This window comes from Shewanella sp. 8A, from assembly GCF_023475945.1.
Taxonomy (GTDB): domain Bacteria; phylum Pseudomonadota; class Gammaproteobacteria; order Enterobacterales; family Shewanellaceae; genus Shewanella; species Shewanella xiamenensis.
Genome location: NZ_JAMDJP010000008.1, coordinates 1 through 18,776, shown reverse-complemented (window position 1 = coordinate 18,776; position 18,776 = coordinate 1). Strand labels below are relative to the sequence as shown.

Annotated in this window: 11 protein-coding genes and 1 pseudogene; 7 read left to right on the top strand and 5 right to left on the bottom strand. The window is 46.0% G+C overall.

Annotated elements, in window-relative coordinates:
- Positions 1-17 precede the first annotated feature (17 nt).
- Complete coding sequence (locus M0413_RS07910) at positions 18-353, bottom strand: hypothetical protein (RefSeq protein WP_037418216.1); 336 nt, start codon at positions 351-353, stop codon at positions 18-20.
- A 195-nt stretch (positions 354-548) separates the two neighbouring features.
- On the opposite strand from M0413_RS07910, the gene asnS reads away from it, so the two are divergent.
- Positions 549-1,949, top strand: coding sequence for an asparagine--tRNA ligase (gene asnS, locus M0413_RS07905; RefSeq protein WP_037418214.1), 1,401 nt, complete (start codon positions 549-551; stop codon positions 1,947-1,949).
- Positions 1,950-2,189: 240 nt separating this feature from the next.
- Positions 2,190-3,200, top strand: coding sequence for a D-alanine--D-alanine ligase (locus tag M0413_RS07900; RefSeq protein WP_144374528.1), 1,011 nt, complete (start codon positions 2,190-2,192; stop codon positions 3,198-3,200).
- Between the two features lie 83 nt (positions 3,201-3,283).
- Here M0413_RS07900 and M0413_RS07895 read toward each other — a convergent pair whose 3' ends face one another.
- The 4 genes from M0413_RS07895 to M0413_RS07880 form a co-directional block, all read right to left on the bottom strand.
- Positions 3,284-5,539, bottom strand: coding sequence for a sensor domain-containing phosphodiesterase (locus M0413_RS07895; RefSeq protein ID WP_241406413.1), 2,256 nt, complete (start codon positions 5,537-5,539; stop codon positions 3,284-3,286).
- 333 nt (positions 5,540-5,872) lie between these two features.
- Entirely contained in the window at positions 5,873-7,087 is a 1,215-nt protein-coding gene (locus M0413_RS07890) for an RsmB/NOP family class I SAM-dependent RNA methyltransferase (RefSeq protein WP_037418205.1), read from the bottom strand.
- Between the two features lie 152 nt (positions 7,088-7,239).
- A complete protein-coding gene (locus M0413_RS07885) occupies positions 7,240-8,508 on the bottom strand; it encodes a sugar MFS transporter (RefSeq protein ID WP_037418202.1) in 1,269 nt (422 codons plus the stop codon).
- A gap of 139 nt (positions 8,509-8,647) precedes the next feature.
- Positions 8,648-10,270, bottom strand: a complete 1,623-nt coding sequence (locus tag M0413_RS07880) for an alpha-glucosidase (protein ID WP_249553699.1) — start codon at positions 10,268-10,270, stop codon at positions 8,648-8,650.
- Between the two features lie 497 nt (positions 10,271-10,767).
- On the opposite strand from M0413_RS07880, the gene M0413_RS07875 reads away from it, so the two are divergent.
- The 5 genes and pseudogenes from M0413_RS07875 to M0413_RS07855 form a co-directional block, all read left to right on the top strand.
- Positions 10,768-13,590, top strand: a complete 2,823-nt coding sequence (locus M0413_RS07875) for a TonB-dependent receptor (protein WP_249553697.1) — start codon at positions 10,768-10,770, stop codon at positions 13,588-13,590.
- 132 nt (positions 13,591-13,722) lie between these two features.
- The gene (locus tag M0413_RS07870) at positions 13,723-15,720 is read left to right on the top strand and encodes a glycoside hydrolase family 13 protein (protein ID WP_249553695.1); all 1,998 of its coding nucleotides are present in this window, start codon (positions 13,723-13,725) and stop codon (positions 15,718-15,720) included.
- 77 nt (positions 15,721-15,797) lie between these two features.
- Positions 15,798-17,927: an alpha-amylase family protein gene (locus M0413_RS07865; protein WP_249553694.1), complete on the top strand. Its 2,130-nt coding sequence runs from the start codon at positions 15,798-15,800 to the stop codon at positions 17,925-17,927.
- 118 nt (positions 17,928-18,045) lie between these two features.
- Positions 18,046-18,429: an SMU1112c/YaeR family gloxylase I-like metalloprotein gene (gloA2, locus tag M0413_RS07860; protein WP_172590125.1), complete on the top strand. Its 384-nt coding sequence runs from the start codon at positions 18,046-18,048 to the stop codon at positions 18,427-18,429.
- A 277-nt stretch (positions 18,430-18,706) separates the two neighbouring features.
- Positions 18,707-18,776 (top strand): annotated as a pseudogene (locus tag M0413_RS07855) (valyl-tRNA synthetase); the annotation flags it as partial.

The window sequence follows — 18,776 nt, the reverse complement described above, 5'->3', positions numbered from 1 at the left end:
TTGCTCTTTTGGATAATTTAAATCACAAAATGTACATATAAGCCCGCCACTAACGACGTTAACAGCAGCAAGGGAATATTAAACCAATAACCCAGTTTACTGTGGTGGGCAACATAGTAGTTAAACGCCAGACTTATCAGACTGATCGCACCACAGCCCCAGATGATATATTGCAGTAATTCGGTTTCGCTTGGGTCCCAATAGTGCCTGAAGGTTTCACCGCGACTCAAGTAGGACCCGACCTCTCGTTCGGGGCGAGCCTCGCCAAACACCATCAGCGCGTACACCGCCAATGTCCAACCCAAAATAGATAATGTCGCGAGGATGAGCTGGAATATTTTAACTTTTCTCATATCGCCTCCAAACGTTTAACGCACGATAACCAAACAATCTAAAGATGTCGGATTGTGGTTGATTGGGTATATATTGCTTAATAGCGGTAATATTCACCTCAGGATACCTTTTTCAGCTTGAGAAAAGCCACCAGCAAGGTAATATAAACCTCCAAAATTTTCATATAAAACGTTTCGTTGGAGAACTAAGCAACAATGAGTATTGCATCAGTCGCTTCTGTATTTAAAGGTGAGCACGCAGTCGGTTCTACAGTCACCGTACGTGGATGGGTAAGAACTCGTCGTGACTCTAAAGCTGGCATCTCTTTTTTGGCAGTCTATGACGGCTCCTGCTTCAATCCTATTCAAGGTGTCGTGCCAAATAGCTTAGAAAATTACGACAACGAAGTGTTAAAGCTAACTGCTGGCTGCTCGGTGATCGTAACCGGTGAGATTGTTGAATCGCCAGGCGCGGGCCAAGCCTATGAGTTGCAAGTGACTCAAGTTGAAGTGACTGGCTGGGTAGAAGATCCAGACACTTACCCAATGGCGGCTAAACGTCATTCTATTGAGCATTTACGTGAATTGGCGCACTTACGCCCACGTACTAATATCATTGGTGCCGTTGCTCGCGTACGTAACTGTTTATCTCAAGCCATTCACCGTTTCTACCACGAAAATGGCTTCGTGTGGGTATCTACACCGCTGATCACCGCATCTGACTGTGAAGGCGCGGGTGAAATGTTCCGTGTATCCACACTGGATATGGAAAACCTGCCACGCACCAGTGATGGCAAAGTAGACTACGACAAAGATTTCTTCGGTAAAGAGGCTTTCTTAACCGTATCGGGCCAATTAAACGGCGAAACCTACGCCTGCGCCCTGTCAAAAATCTATACCTTTGGCCCGACTTTCCGTGCTGAAAACTCAAACACTAGCCGTCACTTAGCGGAATTCTGGATGGTTGAGCCTGAAGTGGCCTTCGCCACCTTAAGCGATATCGCCAGTCTCGCTGAAGGCATGCTGAAATACGCCTTCAACGCGGTATTAGCTGAGCGTATGGACGATTTGCAATTCTTCGCCCAACACGTGGATAAAACCGTAATTGAGCGTCTGCAATCCTTCGTCTCGAGCGATTTCGCCCAAGTGGACTATACCGATGCAGTAGATATTCTGCAAAAATGTGGCCGTGAGTTCGAATTTCCAGTGTCTTGGGGTATCGACTTATCCTCTGAGCACGAGCGTTATCTGGCCGAAGAGCACTTTAAAGCCCCAGTGGTTGTGAAGAACTATCCAAAAGATATCAAAGCCTTCTACATGCGCCTTAACGAAGACGGTAAAACTGTTGCCGCGATGGACGTATTGGCTCCAGGCATTGGTGAAATCATCGGTGGTTCGCAACGTGAAGAACGTTTAGACGTGCTGGATATGCGTTTAGAAGAAATGGATCTGAACAAAGAGGATTACTGGTGGTACCGCGATCTTCGTCGTTATGGCACAGTGCCACACGCAGGTTTTGGTCTAGGCTTTGAGCGTTTAGTGTCTTACGTCACTGGCGTATCGAACATCCGTGACGTGATCCCCTTCCCACGTGCACCACGTACCGCGAACTTCTAATATCGTTTCTTAGAAATTTGTCCTTAAAACGCGCTAACAGCGCGTTTTTTATTGCTGTCAAACTGCGCTAAAATTCATCACTCAATCAAACAGCTTAGCCAGAGTCCTTGCGCTTTAGGGGCGAAGAAATCTAAGATGGCAGCGGCTAATACAGTGTCGTTATTTTTTAGCCCAGTTGCATGTTAGTGGCGTAGTTGCACGAAGCAACTCAACAGCATTTTGCTCAATCGAGGAATCATAATGTCAAAGATCAATTTACTTTTGCTGTGCGGCGGTGGAAGTGCGGAACACGATATTTCCCTACTGTCGGCTAATTATTTTGAAACCTCGTTAGCAAAATCAGAACAGTTCAATGTACTACGTGTGGTACTGGATAAATTTGGCCAATACCAAACCGCCGCAGGCGATAACTGCGAGCTGACCAATAACCGTGAGATCCGCTTTCGTGACGAGGGCAAAGCCCCTTGGCCCGTTGATTATGTGATCCCTTGCATTCACGGTTACCCAGGTGAGACAGGCGACATTCAGTCTTACTTTAATCTTATCCAACTGCCCTACTTTGGTTGCGAATCTGAAGCGAGCAGTAACTGCTTTAACAAGATCACCGCCAAAATGTGGTTCAGCGCCTTAGGCATTCCCAACACACCTTATATCTTTTTAAATCAATACGATGATGAAGCCATTGCTCAAACCCAAGCGGCACTTGAAAATTGGGGGTCAATTTTCGTCAAGGCTGCATCTCAAGGCTCATCGGTCGGTTGCTATAAGGTGGATGAGGCTAGCAAAGTGAGCGAAGTACTCAAAGATGCCTTTGGTTATGCCCCCTACGTGATTGTTGAAAAAACCATTAAAGCCCGTGAACTTGAAGTCGCAGTTTACGAATATCAAGGTGAAGTGATCGCCACCCTACCCGGTGAAATCATCTGCGATAGCAATACCTTCTACACCTTCGATGAAAAGTACGCGAAAAACAGTAAGGCGCGAACCGATGTCGTCGCGCAAAATGTACCGACTGAAATCAGCGATCAGATCCGAGCCTATGCGATTAAAGCCTTTAAAGGCATGAAGTTACGTCACCTGTCCCGTATCGACTTTTTCTTAACCGCGGACAATGAAATCCTGCTGAACGAAATCAATACCTTCCCAGGTTCGACGCCCATTTCGATGTTCCCTAAGATGCTGCAAAATCATGGGCATGATTTCACCCAATACTTAAGTTTAGTGATTAACAGCCAGTTAGCGGCAAAGTAACCACCTTAGTCAGAGAAAGGTTTAGTCACAATAAGAGCGCCAATGGCGCTCTTATTGTTTGAGATGATACATCGTGATGATGATCAACGCGGCGACATGGCCGCTTGTTTCGCCAGTAATTCAAAAAACGCTGCCTTGGGCATGGGTTTATAAAATAGATAACCCTGAATTTCTTGAATATGGTTATCCATCATTACCTTAAGCTGTTCTTGAGTTTCAACCCCTTCCGCCGTGACTCGCAGATTAAGTGCATGACTTAAGCGTACTATCGCTTCAATCAAGGCAAGATGTCGCTCACCTTCCGCGAGCCTGTCAATAAAGCTCTTGTCGATCTTAATTTGATCAATAGGGAAATTCGCTAAATAAGACAACGAAGAATAACCCGTGCCAAAATCATCGAGGGAAATGCTAATACCTCGACCGCGTAACTCATTAAGCACTTGAATTAAATGAGTATGTTTTTTCATTAACAGGGATTCGGTGATCTCCAAGGTGATCAACTCATAGGGAAAATCCTCTATCCCTAAACCTTCAATAATATCGGCGAACGAATCACAAAACTCATCCTGCAACTCATGAGACCAAAATTCAAAGGTCGACACGTTAATCGCTAAACTCATCGGCCAACCGAGCGCTTGCATTTCAATAATGGTTTGCATCACCGCTTGGCGTACACAACGGCCAATATTAACAATTAAACCACTGTTTTCAGCAATGGGGATAAACTCATCGGGGGAAATAAACTGTCCTTCATGCTGCCAGCGCAGTAGCACCTCAGCACGCACAATGAGCCCCGTTGTCGCATCGACTATCGGTTGAAAGTACAACTCGAAAGCTTTTTGCTCTAATGCTTGCTTGAGTAGCGTGTGTAAATTAGCAATACGCTCTGCATTTTGTTGCATTTGTTCGGTAAAAAAATGATATCTATTACGGCCATTCGCCTTAGAGATATACATCGCTTGGTCAGCGCAGTTTAACAGTTGCTCTAAATCGAGGGCATCTTCAGGGAATCGCGCAATACCAATACTCACAGAGCTATAAACGCCTTTATCGAGGGATAATTCATAACGTCGATAAACTTGCTTATTGATCTTATCAGCGAGTTGCGACAACTCTCTTTGAGTCACAACCCCTGGCAGTAGGATGGCGAACTCATCACCACCTAAACGTGCAAACACCGCCTGCTCGTTCAAACAAGTTTTAACCTGCTCCACCATCTGCACTAAGAGGACATCGCCTTTGTCGTGACCGTAGGTATCGTTTACTTGTTTAAAGTTATCCAAATCCATCAACATAAAGCTAAAGCCAGGCGTTAGGCTATCGGCACAAATAAGCTCTTGGATTTGTCTAAACAGGGCATTACGGTTAGCAAGTCCCGTCAGGGAATCATTATTCGCTTGATATTTGATTAACTGAGCCGCTTTTTTACGCTCACTGACGTCAGAAAATAACCACGCAAACCCATTATCTGTACTATGGGGTTCACGAAAAACCGTTACAGTTAAATCTAGATAAAAGGTTTCACCATTATTCCGCAGACCGACCAATTCACCCTGCCACATCTTCCCCTCAGAGAGATGGTTAAAGAGGGAAGCAATTTCATGGGGCTCAGAGGGAGAGAAAAACAGCTCAGGATTAAAATCTAAAATAGGGTCAGGCTGTGGCCAAACCATCAGTTTAAAAGCATCGTTGGCATAAAGTACCGAATGCTTTTCATTAGTAATCACCAGTGCTAGGGGTAAACGATCAAATATTTTCACTGCAAGACGCTGAAACTCCAGCGATCGACTACGTTCTATCGCTAAACTCGCTAATCTTGCTGCCTCAGCGATTAAGGTTAAATCCGCAGCCGTTGGGGATTTAATGACTTTGTAATACATTGCAAAGGTGCCAAGCACCTTACCTTGAGAATCTTTAATAGGTTCAGACCAACAAGCTCTTAATCCATGAACAAGTGCATAGGATTTATACAAGGCCCAATAAGGATGATGTTCAATATCCTCAACAATCACCCTTTCCCCCGTATAGGCCGCGGTACCACAGGAACCGGCCTCAGGGCCAATTTCGACGCCATGGATAGCTTGATTATAACTATCAGGTAAATGGGGCGCGGCCCCCATGAGCACTCTTTTACCGTCCTCACTGAGCAATAAGACCGAGGCGTGGGTGCCAAGGCGTTGATCTTCAATTTTTAACACTAAGGCATGGAGAATTTCTGCCAATGGCGCACCATTGAGCAGCATTGAAAGAATACCGTTGTAACACTCGAGGCTAACGTTTTGATTAAACGGGGCACTTAACTTACCAACCGCACCTACAACCTGCATTCCTTCGTCCATAGTACCCTTGTCAGTTAGCGTGTAAGTTAACGACATTACTAAGGTGATTAACCTTTGTAAATTAGAAGTGAATTTTAGGAGTATAAACAAGCTAAAGCAACCTTTCGATGTGTAACCAAAGGTTGCTTTAGTCTAAGGAATATTGACGTTAAAGGATTATTTTTGCCGCAATTGGGTTGCAAGTCCCTACACTAAAAGTCTTTTAAAACCACTCGACCTCCTATAGGAACAACCATACATCACAGCGTATTTCGCGAGCATGCCCTAGCAAGGTCACATTCATGTAATCTCGAAGCGTCAACCCTCTTGGAAATTAGGCGAATATACTGCGGTTTATTCTTGAATGCGTTCAAGCTTTGCGAGATAAAAACCATCAAAACCAGTATCGGCTGGACTGATCGTTTCATCCTCGAGTAAACGGAAATTGGGATTTTCAGCTAAAAAGGCATCCACTTGACCGCGGTTTTCGCAGGGGAAAATCGAGCAAGTAGCGTACACCACAATGCCACCGACCTTCACCATGCGACTGTAACTGCTGAGAATATGCTTTTGCAGTTCCATCAACACAGGTAAACGTTCAGCGGTATCACGCCATTTGGCGTCGGGATTACGCTTTAATACTCCAAGGCCAGAACAGGGCACATCGAGCAGGACGCGATCTGCGCTAAGTTTTAAGCGTTTAATGGTTTTAGAACCGACAATTAACCGTGTTTCGATATTGTGGGCACCATTACGACGGGCGCGCTCTTTCAGATTGTCGAGTTTCCATTGCTCCACATCCATCGCTAACAAACGCCCTTTACCTTGCATTTGTGCAGCAATATGCAAGGTTTTTCCGCCAGCACCAGCGCAGGCATCAATCACTCGCATACCCGGTTTGGCATCGAGCGCAGCGGCTACCCGTTGTGAGCCCGCATCTTGCTGCTCAAATAAGCCATCTTTAAAGCTATTAGTACGAAACAGTGCCGAATCCGATGTCACTTCAAGGGCAGAATCAACGCTTTCGACCGCTTGAGTTGAGACAAATTCGGCCGCTAATTTTTGCGTTAATTCATCACGGGTGACTTTTAAACCATTAACCCGCAGGAAACGTTTAGGTGGCGTGCTTAAGGCCGCGCGCTCTTTTTCCCACGAAGCCCCCAACTGCTCATGTCCCATGGTATCTAACCATTCCGGGCAACCGTCCCAAAGTACGGGGTTAGTTTTAGCCTGTTCAATACGCGCGGCTAAATCATCAGTATCCACTGGCAGTGAGTACTGCATTTTAGGCAGTTCCAGCGCGTGAAATAAGTGCCACACATTAAGTAGCTTTGAGCCTAAACGCGCCATTTCTTCCGGCTTGATGTCGGCTAAGAAACAGTAAAGATTTAAGCGGCGTAGAATATCGCCCGTTACAGTCGCGATCCGCGCCTGCTCGGCGGGTACTAACTTTAATCCTGAAAAATGCTGAGAATAAGCCCGGTCTAAGGGTTTTCCTTCGCTTAGCACCATAGCTAAGATATTGATCACTAATTCATTCGAGCTGGCAGAAAGCGGAGAATTCAACATTTACAGGTCACCGTGAGTAATAAAACCGAGGGATCATAGGAGGTCAGGCACGAATACGCAAGTAAACAGATGCTCAGTTGCTATTAAGCACTGCAAAAGCCCAATAAAAAAGCGATCCACAGGGATCGCTTTCATAAAACACTCAAATGCTCTTACATTTTAGAGCCCCGAGCACCATAGAATAGAATAAAACCGTAGCACACCACAGGCAGAATAAATGCCAGTTGGATGCCTAAGTTATCGGCTAACACGCCCTGCAATAATGGCACAATCGCACCGCCCACAATGGCCAAACAGAGGATACCGCTGCCCTGAGAAGTATGGGGACCTAAATCTCGCAGTGCTAAGCTAAAAATGGTCGGGAACATGATTGAGTTAAATAATCCCACGCCCAAAATCGCCCACATGGCAATGCTGCCACTGGTTGTCATGGCCACCAACACTAACAATGCCGCCATAAAGGCATTGAAGGCAAGCACTGTGCCTGCGGGAATTTTTTGCATCACAGCCGAGCCGATAAAACGTCCGACCATGGCGCCGCCCCAGTAATAGGCGATGTAATGGGCCGCTTGTTCTTCTGGCATACCGACTATGTGTGATTCACCAAGGAAGTTGACTAAGAAGCTACCGATAGAAACCTCAGCGCCCACATAGACAAAAATCCCCACTGCGCCCAGCACTAAATGTGTGCTTTGTAGTGCGCTGGTTTTACCTAAATGGGTTTGAACCCCACCAGTTGTTTCAGTATGTTCACGGATCACCGGCAAATCTAACTTAGCAAAAATGATGGCAAGTACGGCAAGAGCTGCGGCAAGCAACAAGTAAGGCAGTTTAACGACTTCCGCCTCGGCATTGGCTTGCGCTAATTCAGAAGACGCCGTTGCCGCCACCGATAAAATCAAAATCGAGCCAAAAAACGGCGCAACTGTGGTGCCGAGTGAGTTAAAAGCTTGTGTCAGGTTTAAACGGCTCGATGCAGTTTCTGCGCTACCAAGGGCGTTGACATAGGGGTTGGCTGCCACCTGTAAAATGGTGATGCCTGAGGCAAGCACAAAAAGTGCGCCGAGAAATAAACCGTAGGTTGCAAGGGATGCGGCAGGGTAAAACAAGCCACAGCCGATACTGGCAATCACTAAGCCTGTGACAATCCCTTTTTGGTAGCCAAGTCGTTTAACAAGTTGACCAGCGGGAATAGACACCAAGAAATAAGCCCCAAAGAAACAAAACTGGATCAACATCGCTTGGGTGTAATTGAGTGAAAAAACTGCTTTTAGGTGGGGGATCAGAATATCGTTTAAACAAGTGATAAATCCCCACATAAAAAACAGTGAAGTCAGTGATACTAGCGCAAAACGGTAGTTGCCATTATCCGATCCGCTGACGCTGGTCGTGTGGCTGCTGGTGTTAATAGATGACGCCATAGTTGTGCTCTCTAATCATGTTTTTATTATCTAAAGGGTATGTCCCTTAGGCGTTTGCGTAAAACAACAAGCAGTAACAATCGAGTTGTCACTGCTTGTTTGAGGTCATAGCAGGAAGACCGCTAACTTATACAACCAACTAGACCAATAGTGCATAGAAGCTGGCATAGGCTGAAAATATCAAGTTATCACCCTGCAAGTGTGCGGTTTTTAAACCATGTCCGGTTAATTCTTGCTGTAACTTAAGCCCTGCTAGCAACAACTGAGTCTCAGTGTCTAATAGGTTGAAGCAAACCAATAGCTTCTGTTCCCCAAGTTTACGCACAAACACCAATAACGGCTCTGGCGCATCGAGAAACTCAATCTCCCCTTCAATCAAAATAGGATAACCTTTGCGCCATGCAAGGAACTGACGATAGCCATGTAACATAGATGCGGGGTCAGCTTCTTGTACATCAACTGCCAGAGCTCGATGCTCGCTCGTCACAGGTAACCAAGGGGTTACTTGGCTAAAGCCTGCAAAATCTGCATGTTGCTCCCATGGCATGGGAGTACGGCAACCATCTCGCCCCTTAAACATCGGCCAGAAGGTTTTGCCGAAAGGGTCTTGTAACTCGTGAAATTCAATTGGCGCTTCGGTTAAGCCAAGCTCTTCCCCTTGATAACTACAGACACTGCCACGCAGCGAACAAAGCATCGCATTAAGCATTTTCACCATATCGGGTATTTGCTTACCGCGCCCCCAACGGCTCGCTACCCGCTGCACATCATGGTTACCTATTGCCCAGCAGGGCCAGCCATCGCCAATACTGCCTTCCAGCGCTTCTACCGTTTGGCGAATATAAGTGGCACTGTAGTCATCGGTCAGCAACTCAAAACTGTAAGCCATGTGTAACCGATCTTCGCCCTTGGTATAGGCAGCCATTACAGCGAGTGAGTCTTCAGCAGAAACTTCACCTAAGGTCACAGCGCCTGGATAACGATTGATAAGTTGGCGTAATTCTTCAATAAACTGAATCGTTTGTGGGCGATCGTTATTGTAATAATGGTACTGATAGGCATAGGGATTATCTTCACTAAATCCCCGCCCTTGGCGTTTATCCTTGGGTTTTGCCGGATTATCTCGAAGCAGCTCATCGTGATAACAGAAGGTAATGGCATCTAAGCGGAAACCATCGACCCCCTTCTTCAGCCAAAACTCCACATTATCTAACACGGCTTGACGTACTTCAGGATTGTGGAAGTTTATGTCGGGTTGGCTGCGCAAAAAGTTGTGCAGATAATATTGTTGCCTGCGCGGTTCCCACTCCCAAGCGCAACCACCAAAGATCGCTAGCCAATTATTGGGTGCAGTGCCATCTTCCTTCGGATCAGCCCACACATACCAATCGGCCTTAGGATTGGTACGGCTCTCACGACTCTCGATAAACCACGCATGTTGATCCGAGGTATGGCTTAACACTTGGTCGATAATGACTTTAATACCGCGTTGATGGGCTTTTTCAATCAGCTCATCGAAATCCTGCATCGAACCGAATAAGGGATCGACTTCGCGATAATCACTGATATCGTAACCAAAGTCGGCCATAGGGGATTTAAAGAAGGGTGAAATCCAAATGGCATCCACATTCAGGCTGGCAATATAATCCAACTTAGTGATAATCCCGCGAAGATCGCCTACGCCATCACCATTGGTATCTAAAAGGCTGCGTGGATAGACTTGATAAATTACGGCGCCACGCCACCAGGTTAACTCACTCATAATGCCCCTTTATCCTTATTCTTCAGCGAGCTAACCCAAGAACTCACTAACAGGCAGTTACAGCAATGTTACTGCGGAGTAAAGGCGCTACGGCTTGTATTTGTGACAGCGAGCATACGTGAAGAAGGAAATAAGGTTCAATACATCTGCATACGTATGCAAAGGAGACAAGAGATACTAAGCTTCAACCAGGTAAGAATTTAATTTTTATTAACATAGAGTTACGCATATCCATTTATGATTTAGCTAATACATTTTTTATACAAAATCCGACTTTGATCCTGTCTTCAGCCTATTGAATACGTATGCACAATATTGTTACGTCAAGATTACCGGGAGTAGTATCTTCACCGTTGCATAACATTTTGGTCATAAACGCAGCACTTATGCAGTCAATTAAGCGCCGAAATACCAAAAAATGCCGTAAATACAATGCGGTAATAACGATAAAACGCTCTACATAAGCGGTTAAAAGCGACTTCAAGGGGAAGATAGAAATGATGCGATTTAAACCCAGCTTGCTGACCTTAGCACTTGTTGCTGCAGGCGCCAGTATGCACTCCTACGCAGCAGATGCGGTAACAGATAAAGATGTAAAAGCTAAAAAAGATGCAGAAATTGAAGTAATCCAAGTTAAAGGCTTCAGAACCAGTGTAATCAAATCGCTCAATGATAAACGTTTTGGCGATACCGTCGCTGAATCTATCTCTGCCGATGATCTCGGCGCTCTGCCCGACCAATCTATCGCCGATGCGTTAACCCGTTTACCAGGCGTCACAGCTGTTCGTACTGGCGGTCAAGCCAGTGGTCTGAACATCCGAGGTCTCGATGGCGATTTCGTGTTTGCTACTCTAAATGGTCATGAACAAGTCACCACTGGCGGTAAACGTGCCATTGAGTTTGACCAATATCCATCCGAATTAATCAGTCAAGCGGCTGTTTATAAATCTCCAAAAGCCTCGCTGATCGAAGGCGGTGTTGCTGGTACAGTTGAATTAAAAACCGCCGACCCACTTAAAAGTGACAAAGACCAATCATTCAATATCAACACCCGTGGCAGTTTTAACGATCGTGCTGATGAAATCTCTGATGCAGAGCAATACGGCAATCGGTTAAGCCTTGCTTATCAAGGTAAATTCCTCGAAGACACCTTAGGGGTTGCAGTGGGTTATGCCCACCTGTATCAGCCTTACGTTGCGAGTCAGTTCATTGGTTTACGTTTTAATGATGATAAAAAAGACGTTAACGCTGACAGTATCAAGGAAGCAATTAGCGAAGGTTTTGAACTACAACAAAAAGGCGGCGACGATACCCGTGATGGCTATATGGCTGCTATCCATTGGCAACCGACCGATAATCTGAGCCTGAAAGGTGATCTGTTCCACTCTAAATTTACCTCAGAAAACTTTGCCCGTGGTTTCCGTGTTAAATCATTGAAAAATGGCACTATCAGTGATGCCGTTGTCGAAAATGGTTCTATGACAGGTGGTACCGTCTCTACCGACGGCACGGATAACTTTGCGGTTTTCGTGATCAACGATAATGACTCCAAATACTCAGAGCTGACCTCTGGCTCTTTTAATGTTGAATGGAACAACGGCGGCGCACTGACAGTTGCAGCTGATGTGAGCTATTCAAAAGCCGATGGTGAATTCGTTAACGGCGGCACCCGCGCCGTGTTGTATGATGACATTGGTAATGAAGTACGCTCAGCAGAATCGATAACATACCAACTTAATGGTTTAAGTCCTGCCGATATTAGTTTTGCCAACGACTATACCAATACAGCCTCTTTGGGCTTAAAAGAAGTGGGAATGTGGCCTTATAATCAGCAAAACGATCTGGTTGCCTACAAACTCGACTTTAACTATGTCTTAGACATGGGCGTTGTGTCTTCTGTTGATTTTGGTGTGCGCTATGCTGAGCGTGAGTTTAACGCTCAACGCTCACAAGCAGGCTACGGCTTTGAATTTGGTAAAAACCCAAGCAACCAACCGGTGCTTAGCCTCAACGGCGATATGGCAAAAGTGGTTGATTTTGGAGGAGAACTCTCAGGTTACCCAAGTTTCCTCGCTATTGACTTTAACAAAGCTGTCGAGCTGGTCAATGCGCAGTTAGCCGCAACGGGTCAATCACCCTTTACTCCAACAGCTAACTGGTCAAATAACTGGACCATGATCCAAAGCGGCGCGGTCAATGAAGATGTATTGGCAGGCTACGTGCAAGCTAACTTGGACTTTGATATCGCTGATATTAAGGTAACTGGTAACCTAGGTGTTCGTGTTGTTAATACCGATCAAAGCAGTACTGGCTTACAGCAAGTAGGTTATGGTTTAGGTGAGGCCATTACCGATGAACTGGGTGTTGTGAGCACAGATTATATCCGTAACAAGGTCGGCAAAACTTATACTGATTACCTGCCATCATTAAACTTAACCTTCCACCTGACAGAAAACGATCAACTGCGTTTTGCTGCGGCATCTGTAATGTCACGTCCACCTATCGATAAGTTAAAGTCTGGTATGGGTTCTTGGTACGACGATTCAGCAACACCAGGATATAAAAAGTACAATGCGTGGGGTAACACCAGTCCGTTATTAGATCCTTTCTATGCGGATCAATATGACTTGTCCTACGAGCACTACTTTGAAGAATCTGAAGGTGCGGTCGTTGTAGCCTTGTTCTATAAAGATATTAAATCTTTCATCAACAACTTCACTATTCAACCGTTTGATTTTGAAGCGAATGGATTTATCGTACCTGATACCATTATCGATAATGGTGTTGAATTCCCAGTTGTAAAAAATGAAGGTCAATATCAAACAGCCATCAACAACGATAAAGGCGGCTATATCCGTGGTATCGAGTTAGGCTATACCCAAGTGTTTGATTTCCTACCATCACCATTGGATGGCTTAGGCTTCACGGGTAGCTACTCTTACTCCGATAGTGAAGTGGAATTTACCACCGACTTAAGTGGTTCAAACCTGACCATTCCATTGCCAGGACTTTCAGAAGATGTGTTAAACACCACATTATTCTACACCCTGGATGGCTTCGATACTCGAGTCAGCATGAGATATCGTAGTGGCTATGTTTCAGAACAAGTTGCTGTTGAATCTCAATTGGCATTCTTCGATGCGGAAACAGTTGTGGATTATCAGGCTTCTTATGCGCTGGATAATGGCCTTAAATTCCTATTCCAAATCAATAACCTCACTGATGAACCAAGCAAAACCTATTTTGGTGAAGAACATCAAACCGGGACGATTCAATACTTCGGTAGACAATATTTCCTTGGTTTAACCTACTCTCTGTAAGACAGAGTAAAAAAAGCCTGCTTCACACTGAAGCAGGCTTTTCATTTTTTATGTATAACAAAAGTGAGATGACACGCCGACATTCATTTCAAAAGTCACTCTTAAAACCTCACCCGATAAAAGGCCCATAGTATGATACGTCACAGTCTACTCTTCGCCCTTGTGTTAACCGCCTCTTCTCCCTTATATGCTCTAGCACAGGCCAGCCATAGCCCCGTCAGCAGTACAGCATCTTTGCATCTTGAGCCGCTCTCTTGGTGGGCGGGCATGCATAATCCTAAGTTGCAACTGATGCTCCACAGCGATGCACTGCCCGCGGATGCAACGCTGCTTAAGGTTGAGATAGCTGGCCAAGATGTGGTGTTTGAAGGGATTGAGCAGACGGATAATCCCCATTATTTGTTTATCAATTTAGATTTGCGCCAAGCCAAACCGCAGACCTTTGACATCCGCATTCTCGCTGGCGACAAGCAGCTCTTCCAACTGCCCTACACTTTAGCTGCACGGGCTGATGGCAGCAGTGAGCGCCAAGGCTTTAGCAATAAAGATGTGATTTACCTGATCACCCCTGACCGATTCGCCAATGGCGACCCAAGCAATGATAATCAAGCCGATATGCTTGAGCATGCGGCGCCAGAAAATTCCGATGGTCGCCATGGCGGCGATATCGAAGGTATTCGCCAGCACTTAGATTACTTAGTCAAATTGGGCGTCACTCAGCTGTGGATCAACCCACTGCTTGAAAATAACCAAGCCCAGTACTCCTACCATGGTTACGCCATAACCAATCTTTATCGGCTCGACCCGCGTTTTGGCAGTAATCAGGATTACCAAAGGTTAGTCACTGAGGCCAAACAACGTGGCCTAGGGGTGATTAAAGACGTAGTGCTTAACCATATTGGCTCAAATCATTGGTGGCTAAAGGATTTACCGAGCAGTGACTGGCTCAATGTCCCGCAGCATCCCGATGCAAAAAACGCCACAACGTCCCCTGCGGCCAGTTCTACCAGCCCGAGCTTTACCAGTCCGAGTTTTACCAGCCATAGACGCACCACAGTGCAAGATCCCTACGCCGACACGCAGGATAAACAGGATTTTGTCGACGGTTGGTTTGTCGATTCGATGCCCGATCTCAATCAGCGCAACCCGAAGCTTGCCACTTATCTTATTCAAAACAGCATTTGGTGGGTGGAATACGCGGGGCTTTCGGGCATTCGTGAAGACACCTACTCCTACGCCGATAAAGCCTTTTTAACCCAATGGACTAAGGCATTAATGGCAGAGTACCCACATTTTAATATTGTCGGTGAAGAGTGGACCGCCAATCCCATTACCGTCTCCTATTGGCAAAAAGGCAAAATCAATGCCGATGGCTATACCTCAGATTTACCGAGCCTGATGGATTTTCCGCTCTATGAAAAGCTGGTTGAAAGCCTGAACGAGCCAGAAGGCTGGGATACTGGTTTTATCAAGCTTTACGAGATGTTAGCGAATGATGTGGTGTATGCAAACCCAAGCCAGTTAGTCCTCTTTGAAGGTAACCACGACACAAATCGGATTTATAGTCTGCTTAAAGAAAACCTGCCGCTGTATCAAATGGCCCTCACCTATGTGTTAACGGCCAAACGCATTCCACAGCTGTTTTACGGTACCGAAGTATTGATGACCAGCCCGACCAAAGATCGCCACGACGGTGTAGTACGTAGTGATTTTCCGGGTGGCTTTACCAATAGCAAAGTCAACGGTTTTAGCGGTAAAGGGCTAAATGCAAAACAGCAGCAAGCACTTGCGTTTGTGCGCACCCTACTCAATTACCGTAAGCATTCAGCCGCGCTGCAAACGGGCGATTTACTGCACTTTGTGCCGCAAAACGGCATTTATGTGCAATTTCGGTGTGCTGCAAAACATGCCCTCGCGGGCAATGCCTGCTACCAAGCCGATGCAGATAAAGTGATGGTGATTTACAACAAGAATGACCAAGCGCAAACCCTGGATTTAAGCCGATTTAACAAGGTATTGGCGGGTAAGAGCTCTGCTATTTCTGTCTTCTCGGAGGATAAGTTCAAGCTGAATCAATCACTTGTTCTGCCCAATGCTGGCGTTATGCTGCTTGAACTCAATCATCAATAACCCATACTCAATAGCAAACTTAGCTAACAGCGCGGCCAAACCACAGTTTGGCCGCCAAGTCAGTAAAGGAACCTAGGTTGAATTTTATATTATCTAACAGCAGCAAACGTCGCGCTTATCGCTGGCAACAGGGATTTAGCATACTGGCACTCAGCAGCATTAGCACCTTTTGCACCATGACCACACCAGCAATCAGCACTCAAGTAACGGCGTTAGATGCAGTGGCGGCTAAAACTGTGCCTGCCAATCTAAATGCCGACGAAGGTGAAATCCTGCCAGCCGATCATAATGCTGAGCAAGCAAACAAGTTTAAACCCGTTGTTTATCAAATTTTTACCCGACTCTATGGCAATAAAAACACCACCAATAAACCTTGGGGCACGATTAGCGAAAACGGTGTGGGTAAATTTAATGATATTGATGACACAGCGCTCAAAAGTATCAAAGACTTAGGCGTTACCCATGTGTGGTATACGGGTGTACCACACCATGCCTTAATTGGCGATTACAGTGCGATTGGCGTTAGTCACGATGATCCCGATGTGGTTAAAGGTCGCGCCGGCTCGCCCTATGCGGTTAAAGATTATTACAACGTAAACCCCGATTTAGCGGTCGATCCCGCCAAGCGTTTACAGGAGTTTCAGGCACTTATCGAGCGCACCCACAAGCAAGGCTTAAAGGTGATTATCGATATAGTCCCTAACCATGTGGCGCGTAATTACCATTCCATCACTAAGCCCGAGGGCGTGCGCGATTTTGGTGAAGACGATAACCAAACCCTTGAATATGCAAAGCATAATAACTTTTACTATGTGACTGATAAAAAGCAATCCTCTGGCTTTCAAGTGCCAGATTTACCAGAGAGCCTCAAACCGTTAGGCGGCGAATCGCATCCCCTAAGTGATGGTCAATTTGAAGAGATCCCCGCCAAATCGACGGGCAATGGCTCACGCCTTGCCAAGCCAGATATGAACGACTGGTATGAAACCGTTAAAATCAATTACGGTGTCCGCCCCGATGGCAGCCATGATTTCCCCGCACTGCCACTACGCTATGCCACCCTCGGCGCCGAGCAGCACTACGATTTCTGGCAACAACGAACCCGTGAATTACCTAACTCTTGGATCAAGTTCAATCAAATTGCCCAGTATTGGTTAGCGATGGGAGTCGATGGATTTCGTTACGATATGGCCGAAATGGTGCCCGTCGAGTTTTGGAGCTATTTAAATAGTCATATAAAACATAGCCATCCCGAAGCCTTTATCTTAGCTGAGGTCTATAACCCAGCGATGTATCGCGACTATATTCAGCTCGGCAAAATGGATTACCTCTACGACAAGGTCGATCTTTACGACACCCTCAAAGCCATTATGGCAGGGCAAAAAAGTACCGCGCAGATCGCCGCAGATCAGGCCAAAGTGCAAGATATCGACTCGCATATGCTGCATTTTTTAGAAAACCACGACGAGCAGCGCATCGCTAATGCCGCCTTCTTAGGCGCCTTAACTGGTAACACCTCAACGGATGCGGTCGATCCCCGCTACGCCCTGCCCGCGATGGTGGTGTCAGCAACCTTAAGTACCTCACCTACCTTGATTTATTTTGGTCAAGAAGTAGGAGAAGCGGCGACGCAAAACCTAGGCTTTGGCCATGCTTCGCGCACCAGTATTTTTGATTATGCGGGCGTCCCCGCCCATCAGCGCTGGATGAATCAAGGTAAATTTGATGGCGGCCAATCGACAACAACAGAAGCCGCGCTGCGCACCTACTATCAAAAACTATTGAACCTCAGCACGGGGAAAAATGCGCCCGCGCTCTTGGGGCAATATTACTCGCTAGATGCAGCCAACCGTAGCGCGGTATCGGCCGCAAAGCCTAGCAATAAGGCCAACAATATGACAATCAATGGCAGCGCAACGAGTTATGATGACGCAACCTTCGCTTTTGTCCGCTTTGAGGCCAATACCACCGCTAACAAAGGCCAAAAGCTGATTATTGTCAGTAACTTTAGTCAAACCCAAGCCAAGTTATTTTCACTTAAACTGCCCCAATCTCTGATTGCGCAATGGCAGTTAACCGATGCAACCTATCCGCTTAAGGATTTACTGGAAGACTATGAGGCGCAGTTGGTTGTCGAACAAGGTGAAGGACAAGTTAAATTGCAGCTAGCACCTCTCTCCTCTGCGATATTTGAACTCGTCCATTAGCCAGATAGCAAAGTAAGATAAAAATCTTAGGTTAGCGCCAGAGTCACACTTAGTTGTGACTCTGGCTTTTTTAAAACACACTAGCGTAAACATCAGTTAAACAGCACAGAGGCAAGCCATGTTACTCGGCATTCACCATGCGGCGATTATTTGCAGTGACTATCAAAAGTCCAAACACTTTTATGTGACGATTCTTGGCCTTAGCGTGCTTGCAGAGCATTATCGTGAGGCGCGCCAGTCCTATAAACTCGATTTACAACTGCCGGATATGAGCCAAATCGAGTTGTTTTCCTTCGACAATCCTCCCAAGCGCCCTAGCTATCCCGAAGCCTGCGGTCTTAGGCATCTCGCCTTTCGCGTCGCATCGATTGAAACGGCGATCGAGCATCTTACGGCCCATGATATCGCCGTCGAACCCGTCCGCATCGACGAATACACAGGCAAAAAGTTCACCTTCTTTAGCGATCCAGACGACTTACCCCTAGAGTTATATGAGCTATAACCTGAATCCTCGCTGTATTAAAATGTAAATAAAACAGCGCACTAAAATAGCGGATTCACACAACGATTAAGATGAATAAAGCTTAATTACGCCAAGGGATATTTAGCAGTAGACTCAATTCAGCGGCGCAGCACTAGCTCATCGTTTGACCAAAATGGCACAGTAACAGGTCGGCGCTAAACACTAATCACAGAGGAACTCGAGGTGTTTGATAATCCAGCTTTATTGTTATGGAGTGTCTCGTCCTGAAATACGTTGACATAAAGAGGACTTCTTTATGACAACATCAATTAACTCAAGCCGTAAGCGCACACAACGAGATTACACCTTAGCCTTTAAATTAGGCG